General features: G+C 73.3%; 10 protein-coding genes. 7 read left to right on the forward strand and 3 right to left on the reverse strand.

Annotation, left to right across the window (positions count from 1 at the left end):
* Positions 1-321, forward strand: a 321-nt coding sequence (locus AB0J67_RS37830) for a M15 family metallopeptidase (RefSeq protein WP_363490075.1), incomplete at its 5' end; no start/stop codon positions are given.
* On the opposite strand, the gene AB0J67_RS37835 is transcribed toward AB0J67_RS37830, so the two are convergent.
* Positions 303-875, reverse strand: coding sequence for an NADAR family protein (locus AB0J67_RS37835; RefSeq protein WP_363490077.1), 573 nt, complete (start codon positions 873-875; stop codon positions 303-305). The genes AB0J67_RS37830 and AB0J67_RS37835 overlap by 19 nt on opposite strands.
* A 71-nt stretch (positions 876-946) precedes the next feature.
* Between AB0J67_RS37835 and AB0J67_RS37840 the strand changes: the two genes are divergently transcribed.
* Entirely contained in the window at positions 947-1420 is a 474-nt protein-coding gene (locus AB0J67_RS37840) for a macro domain-containing protein (RefSeq protein WP_363490079.1), read from the forward strand.
* Here AB0J67_RS37840 and AB0J67_RS37845 read toward each other — a convergent pair.
* Both AB0J67_RS37845 and ssuE read right to left on the reverse strand, forming a co-directional pair.
* Positions 1417-2010: a DUF4291 domain-containing protein gene (locus tag AB0J67_RS37845; RefSeq protein ID WP_363490081.1), complete on the reverse strand. Its 594-nt coding sequence runs from the start codon at positions 2008-2010 to the stop codon at positions 1417-1419. The two genes, AB0J67_RS37840 and AB0J67_RS37845, sit on opposite strands and share 4 nt — an antisense overlap.
* A 176-nt stretch (positions 2011-2186) precedes the next feature.
* Entirely contained in the window at positions 2187-2720 is a 534-nt protein-coding gene (gene ssuE, locus AB0J67_RS37850; protein WP_363490083.1) for an NADPH-dependent FMN reductase, read from the reverse strand.
* A gap of 198 nt (positions 2721-2918) precedes the next feature.
* Here ssuE and AB0J67_RS37855 point away from each other — a divergent pair, with 198 nt between their 5' ends.
* The 5 genes from AB0J67_RS37855 to AB0J67_RS37875 all read left to right on the forward strand — a co-directional run bounded on the left by AB0J67_RS37855 (position 2919) and on the right by AB0J67_RS37875 (position 7153).
* Positions 2919-3488 (forward strand): helix-turn-helix domain-containing protein, encoded by a 570-nt coding sequence (locus AB0J67_RS37855; protein WP_363490085.1) that lies wholly within the window; start codon positions 2919-2921, stop codon positions 3486-3488.
* The gene (locus tag AB0J67_RS37860) at positions 3485-4942 is read left to right on the forward strand and encodes an MFS transporter (RefSeq protein ID WP_363490087.1); all 1458 of its coding nucleotides are present in this window, start codon (positions 3485-3487) and stop codon (positions 4940-4942) included. Before AB0J67_RS37855 ends, AB0J67_RS37860 begins: the two co-directional genes overlap by 4 nt.
* Positions 4881-5612, forward strand: a complete 732-nt coding sequence (locus AB0J67_RS37865) for a lysophospholipid acyltransferase family protein (protein WP_363490089.1) — start codon at positions 4881-4883, stop codon at positions 5610-5612. The genes AB0J67_RS37860 and AB0J67_RS37865 overlap by 62 nt, the downstream gene beginning before the upstream one ends.
* 55 nt (positions 5613-5667) lie before the next feature.
* The gene (locus AB0J67_RS37870; RefSeq protein WP_363490091.1) at positions 5668-6612 is read left to right on the forward strand and encodes an acyl-ACP desaturase; all 945 of its coding nucleotides are present in this window, start codon (positions 5668-5670) and stop codon (positions 6610-6612) included.
* Between the two features lie 211 nt (positions 6613-6823).
* Positions 6824-7153, forward strand: coding sequence for a hypothetical protein (locus AB0J67_RS37875; RefSeq protein ID WP_363490093.1), 330 nt, complete (start codon positions 6824-6826; stop codon positions 7151-7153).
* Positions 7154-7216 lie beyond the last annotated feature (63 nt).

Raw genomic sequence — 7216 nt, forward strand, 5'->3', positions numbered from 1 at the left:
TGCTGGTGCTCGGCGCCTTCGCCGTGGTGCACCCACGCGCCGCACGTCACGGGCGGCGCGGTCGACCTGACCCTGGTCGACCGCGACGGCACCCCGCTGCCGATGGGCAGCCTGGTGCACGATCCCGATCCGGCGTGCTGCCCCACCGAGTGCGCGGGCGTCACGGGCGACGCGCGCCGCCACCGCGACCTGCTGGCGGGCGCGATGCGCCGGGCGGGCCTGGTGAACTACGCCGCGCAGTGGTGGCACTGGTCGTACGGCGACCGCTACTGGGCCCACCTCACCGGCACGCCCGCCGCCCGCTACGGCGCGATCGGCTGATCCGTGCCGGCGAGCAGCTCGCGCGCCTCCATGAGGGCGAAGCCGAGCAGGTTCAGGCCGCGCCAGCGGCGCGGATCCCAGGCGCCGTCGTCGCGGGCGGACAGGCCGATCCCCCAGACCGCGTCGACCGGGCTCGCCTCCACCAGCACCCGCTGCCCCGTGCCCAGCAGGTACGCGCGCAGCGCCGGGTCCTGCCCGAACTTCGCGACGCTGCCCGCCAGCACCACGGCGTACCGCTCGCGCTCCCAGGCGGCCTGGTCGAACCGGCGTACCTCACGGCCCAGGCCCTTGGCCTCCTGTGGGTGGCCCGCGGAGAGGATGCGCGCTGCGGTCGCCGTGTCCCCGAACAGCGTCGCCTTGCGCCACATCATGTAGTGCTCGGCGGTGGCGAACCGCTGCCCGTCGACGGTGAACGCGGCGGGCCACCACTGGCTCAGGCAGCCCTGGCCGATGCTGCCGTCCGGCTGCGGCTGGTGCCCCCAGAACAGCAGGTATTTCGGCTTGCGCCCGGCGTCCAGCAGGGCGGTGAGCTCGGCGACGCTACGCGGTGACATGACCGCCAGCCTGCCCGACCGCGCCGCGAATCGCGAGCGGGTTGTCACAGGATGACGGCAGACTGTGCCGCGTGTCCACGCTGACGATCATCAAGGGCGACGCGACGAGCCCGCAGGCCAAGGGGCCGAAAGTGATCGCGCACGTCTGCAACGACGCGGGCGGCTGGGGCAGGGGCTTCGTGCTCGCGATCTCCCGCCGCTGGCCCGAGCCCGAGCGCGACTTCCGGCGGTGGCACCGCGAGCGGGCCCGCAACGACTTCGGCCTCGGCGCGGTGCGCCTGGTGCAGGTGCTGCCGGACACCTGGGTCGCGAACATCATCGGCCAGCACGGCACGCGGCGCGGCAGCTCCGGCCCGCCGGTCCGCTACGAGGCGATCGAGGCGGGCCTGCGTACGCTCGCGGCCGAGGCGGTGCGACTGGGCGCGTCGGTGCACATGCCGCGCATCGGCTGCGGCCTGGCCGGCGGCACCTGGAACCGGATCGAGCCGCTGGTCACCGACACGCTGCTCGCCGCCGGGGTGCCCGTCACGGTGTACGACGTCTAGCGACCGCCGCCGGACGCGTCGCCGTGCGGGTCGGGGTACGGGTGCTCGGGCGGCAGCAGCCGCGTGGCCGCGTCCAGGTCACGGGCGGTCACCAGGGCATGGATCTCGTGGGCGAGGCCGGTCACGTCCGTGATGTCCACCGTCCACTCGTCGACGTAGGCGGCGACGGCCGAGCCGGACAGTCCGATCTGGATCGCCCGGTGCGGCAGCGGGCGCAGGTGCAGGTCCCGTTCCGGGTCCCACTGCACGCGCACCGGTGACTGCTCGAGCGCCCGGCGCCAGTCGGCGAGCTGCGCGTACCGGTCGTGGTCGTGGTGGCTGGGCACACCTTGCCGGACCGCCGCGTCGAAGCCGTCGCGCCGCAGCCGGATGGCGAGCACCCGCTCCTGATCCGGCTTGGTCGCCCAGCCGCAGCGGTACATCATCCACAGGAACGAAGGCTTGATCCAGGTCATCCGGTCGCGGCGGTACCAGTCCGGGAAACGTCCGAGCCCCGCCGCGGCGTCCCCGATCTCGGGCCGGTACGCCTGGTAGACGGTGATCGTCTCGTCGTCGAAGACCGCCCGGATCTGCCGTGTGGGCACTGTCATGACCCGCATGATCCGGTACTCCGCACCGAACCGTCGACCGACTTTGCGCCGCCCCCGGAGATCGGCCGGTCAGGAAGATCGCTGTTTCCGGTCAGGATCTTCAGTCTCACCACAGGTTCTGACCCGAGACAGCGATCATGCACCTAGGCACCGACCCAGCCGGACACTGATGGCGGCTAGGCGGAGACCTTCGCGGTGAGGGCGGCGGCGAACGCGGCCACGACGCCGTCGAGCAGGCTGCGGGCGGGCTCGGCGATGACGACGCCGCCGTCAGGGCCGTCGCTGATCAGCTGGTCGTGCACGAAGTAGCCGGGCAGCACGTGGGTGGCGCCCATCGTGGTGAGCACCGGCCGCAGCGCGTAGTCGATGGCGAGCACGTGGGCGACGGTGCCGCCGGTGGCCAGCGGCAGCACGGTCTTGCCGGCGAGGGCGTACTGCGGCAGCAGGTCGAGCAGCGCCTTGAGCACACCGCTGTAGGCCGCCTTGTAGACGGGCGTGGCGACGATCACACCGTCGGCGTTGCTGATCCGCGTGGCGATGTCGAGGATCACCGGGTGGCTCGGGTCGCAGCCGAGCAGGACGTCGGCGGGCAGTTCGCGGACCGCGATGGTGTCGATCTCGGCGTCGAGGCTGCCGGCGACGCCGGCCAGCACCCGGGCGGTGCGCGAAGCGGGTGAGGGCGAGCCGCTGATCGCGACGACGACGGCCACGTGTTCCTCCCTGCCGAGTGGGTGCGCAGCCACCGTATCGCGCCGCTTCACGCCACGCACCGACGATCTTGCGCGAACTGTTGCCCCTTCGTCCCTATCCTGCGTGTCGTCCACAGCTCGCGCAAGATCGACGCGGACGAGGCGGCTTTGCAGAATATTCTTTGCAAAGGAAGTTCTGCATGGCTAGGGTGCGGGGCTATGAGTGATGGGGTACGGCGGGTCGGGGATGTCGCGGAGTTGAAGGCGATCGCGCATCCGTTGCGGGCGCGGCTGTTGGGGGCACTGAAGGAGCACGGGGCGGCCACGGCTACGGAGCTGGCACGGCGGTTCGGGACCGATACCGGGTCGACGAGTTATCACCTGCGGGTGCTCGCCGAGCACGGCTTCATCGCGGAGACCGGGGGCGCGACGCATCCGCGTGCGCGGCGCTGGCAGGCGGTGCACCGGGCCCACGAGTGGAGCGCCACCGCCATGGCCGCCACCGAGGAGGGCCGGGCCGCGTCCGCCGTCATGCGCCGGCAGCAGGCAGAGATCCTGATCAGGGATATCGAGGGGTACGAGGCGGCGCTGCCCACGCTGCCCGCCGAGTGGGTCGAGGCGTCGGGCGTGGGCGACCTGCTGGTCCGGCTCACGCCCGCGTCGGTCGACGCGCTGTGGGCGCGGTTCTACGCACACGCCGAGGAGCTCGCCGCGGCCGACGCCGACGACCCGGCCGCGCGGCCGGTCAGCATCGTCGTGTCCGGCCTGCCGCGCACGGCCGACGCGTGATCACGGCGGCGGCGGCGCGGCGCCGGTACGTCGCGCTCTCCTTCCTGACCTGGCTGCCGACCGGCCTGTACCTGGCGCCGATGGTGCTGCTCATGCTCGAACGCGGGCTGAGCCTCGGCGCGATCGCCGCCGTCGGCGCGGTGTACTCGGTCACCGTGGTGGCGCTGGAGCTGCCCACGGGCGGGCTGTCCGATGTGCTCGGCCGCCGGCCGGTGCTGCTCGCGTCGGCCGCGACCGGGCTGGCCGGGCTGCTGCTGCTCGGGCTGAGCGGCACGCTGTGGGTGCTCGCCGTGTCGGCGGCGCTGCGCGGGGCGGCCCGCGCGCTGTCGTCCGGCCCGGCCGAGGCCTGGTACGTCGACGCCGTGCACGCGGCGGCGGGCCGCGACGCCGACCTCGGCCCCGGCCTGGCCCGGGGCGCCATGGCCGCCTCCGCCGCGCTGGCCGTGGGGGTGCTCGCGGGTGGCGTGATCCCGTTCCTGTGGTCGTCTGCCCCCGCGCTCGGCGGCGGGACCACCGTCGGCGGCATGGTCACGAGCGGCGCCACGGCGGCCGGCGGCGGCATGTCGGTGCCCGGTGCCACGGCGGCCGACGGTGGCGGCGCGGCGCTCGGTGACTGGGCGGCGTCCGGGCTGGCCGTGCCGGTGCTGCTGGCGATGGGCTGCGAGCTGGCGCTGCTGGTGTTCGTCGCGGTGGCGATGCGGGAGGTGCGCGGCGCGCGGCCGGGCCTGGCCTCGGTGCTGCGGGGCGTGCCCGGCACCGTCGCGGCCGGACTGCGGCTGGCGGGGCGGGACCACGTCCTGGTACGCGTGCTGCTGGTGGCCGCTGCGACGGGCACCGCGCTGGCCGTGATCGAGCTGCTGACCCCGGCTTGGATGGCCGTGCTCGCGGGCGGGCCGGGCGGCGGGGTGCTGGCGTACGCGCTGGTGGCGGCCGTCGGGTTCGCGGCCGACGCGGCCGGCAACGCGCTCGGGGTGCCGCTGACCCGGCGGCTGGGGTCGCCGGGGCGGGCCGCCTGCGCGGGCACGCTGGTCGCGGCGCTGGCGCTGGCCGGGCTCGCCGGCACCGCCTCGCTGGCGGGGCTGCCCGGCGTGATCGCCGCGGGTGCGGCGTACCTGCTGATGTTCCTGGGCCTGGGCGCGGCGGTGGCGCCGGTGGGGCGGCTGCTGCACGACCGGGTCGAGGCGGCGGAGCGGGCCACGGTGCTGTCGGTGCAGTCGCTGGTGCTGCAGCTCGGCGCGGGGGGCGGGTCGCTGGCGCTGGGCTGGCTGGCCGCGGCGCGGGGGCCCGGGGCGGCGTTCGCGGTCGGCGCGCTGGCGCTGTGCCCGGCCGCGCTGCTGCTGTGGCGCGTGCCGCGCCGCCGCCACGGGCGGGCGCGGGCTCTACTGTTACGGCATGCCGGACCGCGTATACCCGCCCGTGATCGCCCTCGCGAAGACCGCCTTCCGCGTTCTTGACCTGCGGATCGACCTGCAAGGCGCCGAGCACGTGCCCACCGTGGGAGGCGCCGTGCTGGCCTGCAACCACATCAGCTACCTGGACTTCATCCTGTGCGGCTTCGCCGCCCAGCCGTCAAAGCGGATGGTCCGTTTCATGGCAAAACAGGAGATTTTCGCCAACCGCATCGCGGGACCGCTGATGCGTGGGATGCATCACATCCCGGTGGACCGCGAGGCGGGCCTGGCGTCGTACAAGGCCGCGCTGGCGGCGCTGAAGGAGGGGGAGATCATCGGCGTCTTCCCCGAGGCCACGATCAGCAGGTCGTTCACCGTCAAGGAGATCAAGGGCGGCTCGGCGCGGATGGCCGCGGCGGCAGAGGTGCCGCTGATCCCGATGGCGCTGTGGGGGCCGCAACGCCTATGGACAAAGGGTCGCCCGCGCCGGCTGACCCAGCGGCACGTGGCCGTGTCCATCCTGGTCGGCGAGCCGATGCACCCCGGCAGGCGGGACAAGTCGGAGATCGTCACGGCCGAGTTGCACCGCCGGATGCGGGCCCTACTGGACCGGGCACAGCAGGAGTATCCCGACAAACCACGCGGACCGGAAGACGCCTGGTGGCTGCCCGCCCACCTCGGCGGCACCGCCCCCGCCCCGGAGCAGGCGAAAGACTCCTCGGACGAGGACTAACTACGGTGCCGTAGGTTACGGTACCGTAGTTAGGAGCCCATCCCAGGAGGACTGCGTGACTACCGAAACCACCGACACCAAGGCACTGCTGCTCGAACTCGAGCCGGTGGTGGAGACCAACCTCAACCGGCACCTGTCCACCGCGAAGGAGTGGTTCCCGCACGAGTTCGTGCCGTGGAGCCAGGGCACCGACTTCGACGGCCCGCTCGGCGGCCAGGCGTGGGACCCGAGCCAGTCCAAGCTGTCGGAGGTCGCCCGCACCTCGCTGATCGTCAACCTGCTCACCGAGGACAACCTGCCCAGCTACCACCACGAGATCGCGACGCTGTACGGCCGCGACGGCGCGTGGGGCACCTGGGTGCACCGCTGGACGGCCGAGGAGGGCCGGCACGGCACCGCGATCCGCGACTACCTGCTGACCACGCGCGCGGTCGACCCGATCGCGCTGGAGCGGGCCCGGATGACGCACATGGAGGCCGGCTACACCGCCGACCACCCCGACGTGCTCGGCTCCCTGGCGTACGTCTCCTTCCAGGAGCTCGCCACCCGCGTCGCGCACCGCAACACCGGCCGCGTCAGCGGCGACCCGGTCTGCGACGCGCTGCTGGCCAAGGTCGCCGCCGACGAGAACCTGCACATGCTCTTCTACCGCAACCTGCTCACCGCGGCGTTCGAGCTGTCCCCGAACGCGACCATGGCGGCGATCACCCGCGTGGTGAAGGCGTTCCAGATGCCCGGCCACACCATCGAGAACTTCGGCCGCAAGTCGGTGCAGATCGCCATGGCCGGCATCTACGACCTGCGCATCCACCACGACGAGATCGTCATGCCGGTGCTGCGCCAGCTCAAGGTGCTCGAGCGCGACAACCTCACCGCCGAGGGCGAGAAGCACCGCGAGGAGCTCGTCTCCATACTCGGCGACCTGGACCGCGCCGCCTCCCGCTTCGAGGACAAGCGCGCCGCCATCCAGGCCCGCCAGGCCGCCCGCGCCACCGCCTGACCCACCCACCACCAGCCTGCCCCGGGCCCGCCGCGCCACCCGCGCCGCGGGCCCGCGCTGCGTGGCCCTGCCCGCGCCGAGCCGAACCGCGTCGATCAGCCTCGACATGGCCCGCCTGTCGGATCGCGCCCGATGCTGTCACAGTCCGGGCCCTCGTCTCGTCATGGTCGTGAGGAGAACCGCCGCGAAGCGGCTGACCAAGGAGGACGAGATGAGTGTGACGATGGTGCGCCAGAGGGTCAGGGACGACGCCCTCGGGCAGGCCCAGGCGGCGGCGAGTGAGCTGTTCGCGGTGCTGGCGCGCCTGCGCCCCGACGGCATCCGGTACGCGTCGACCCGCGTCACGGACACGGGCACCTTCGTGATCCTGCTGGAGCTCGCCGACGGCATCGCGGACCCGCGCCTGGAAATCCCCGAGTTCGGGCAGTTCCTGCAGCAGCTCCAGGGCTTCGTGGACGGACCACCGGTGATCGAACAACTCGAGGTCGTCGGGTCGTACCGGCTGTTCGCATCCCCGGACGAGGCCACCGCGGCCCCGTAGCAACCGGGCGAGGCGGGGCCGGGACACCCCCCCCCCCCCCCCCGGACCAACACGCAGAGACAC

The organism is Catellatospora sp. NPDC049609, from assembly GCF_040675365.1.
Classification (GTDB): Bacteria; Actinomycetota; Actinomycetes; order Mycobacteriales; family Micromonosporaceae; genus Catellatospora.

What these genes read in the sequence shown, in the direction of transcription:
- AB0J67_RS37845 (WP_363490081.1), bottom strand. Translation starts at nt 2,010, where the DNA reads ATGACAGTGCCCACACGGCAGATCCGGGCGGTCTTCGACGACGAGACG.
- AB0J67_RS37835 (WP_363490077.1), bottom strand. Translation starts at nt 875, where the DNA reads ATGTCACCGCGTAGCGTCGCCGAGCTCACCGCCCTGCTGGACGCCGGG.
- AB0J67_RS37865 (WP_363490089.1), top strand. Translation starts at nt 4,881, where the DNA reads ATGCCGGACCGCGTATACCCGCCCGTGATCGCCCTCGCGAAGACCGCC.
- AB0J67_RS37855 (WP_363490085.1), top strand. Translation starts at nt 2,919, where the DNA reads ATGAGTGATGGGGTACGGCGGGTCGGGGATGTCGCGGAGTTGAAGGCG.
- AB0J67_RS37875 (WP_363490093.1), top strand. Translation starts at nt 6,824, where the DNA reads ATGAGTGTGACGATGGTGCGCCAGAGGGTCAGGGACGACGCCCTCGGG.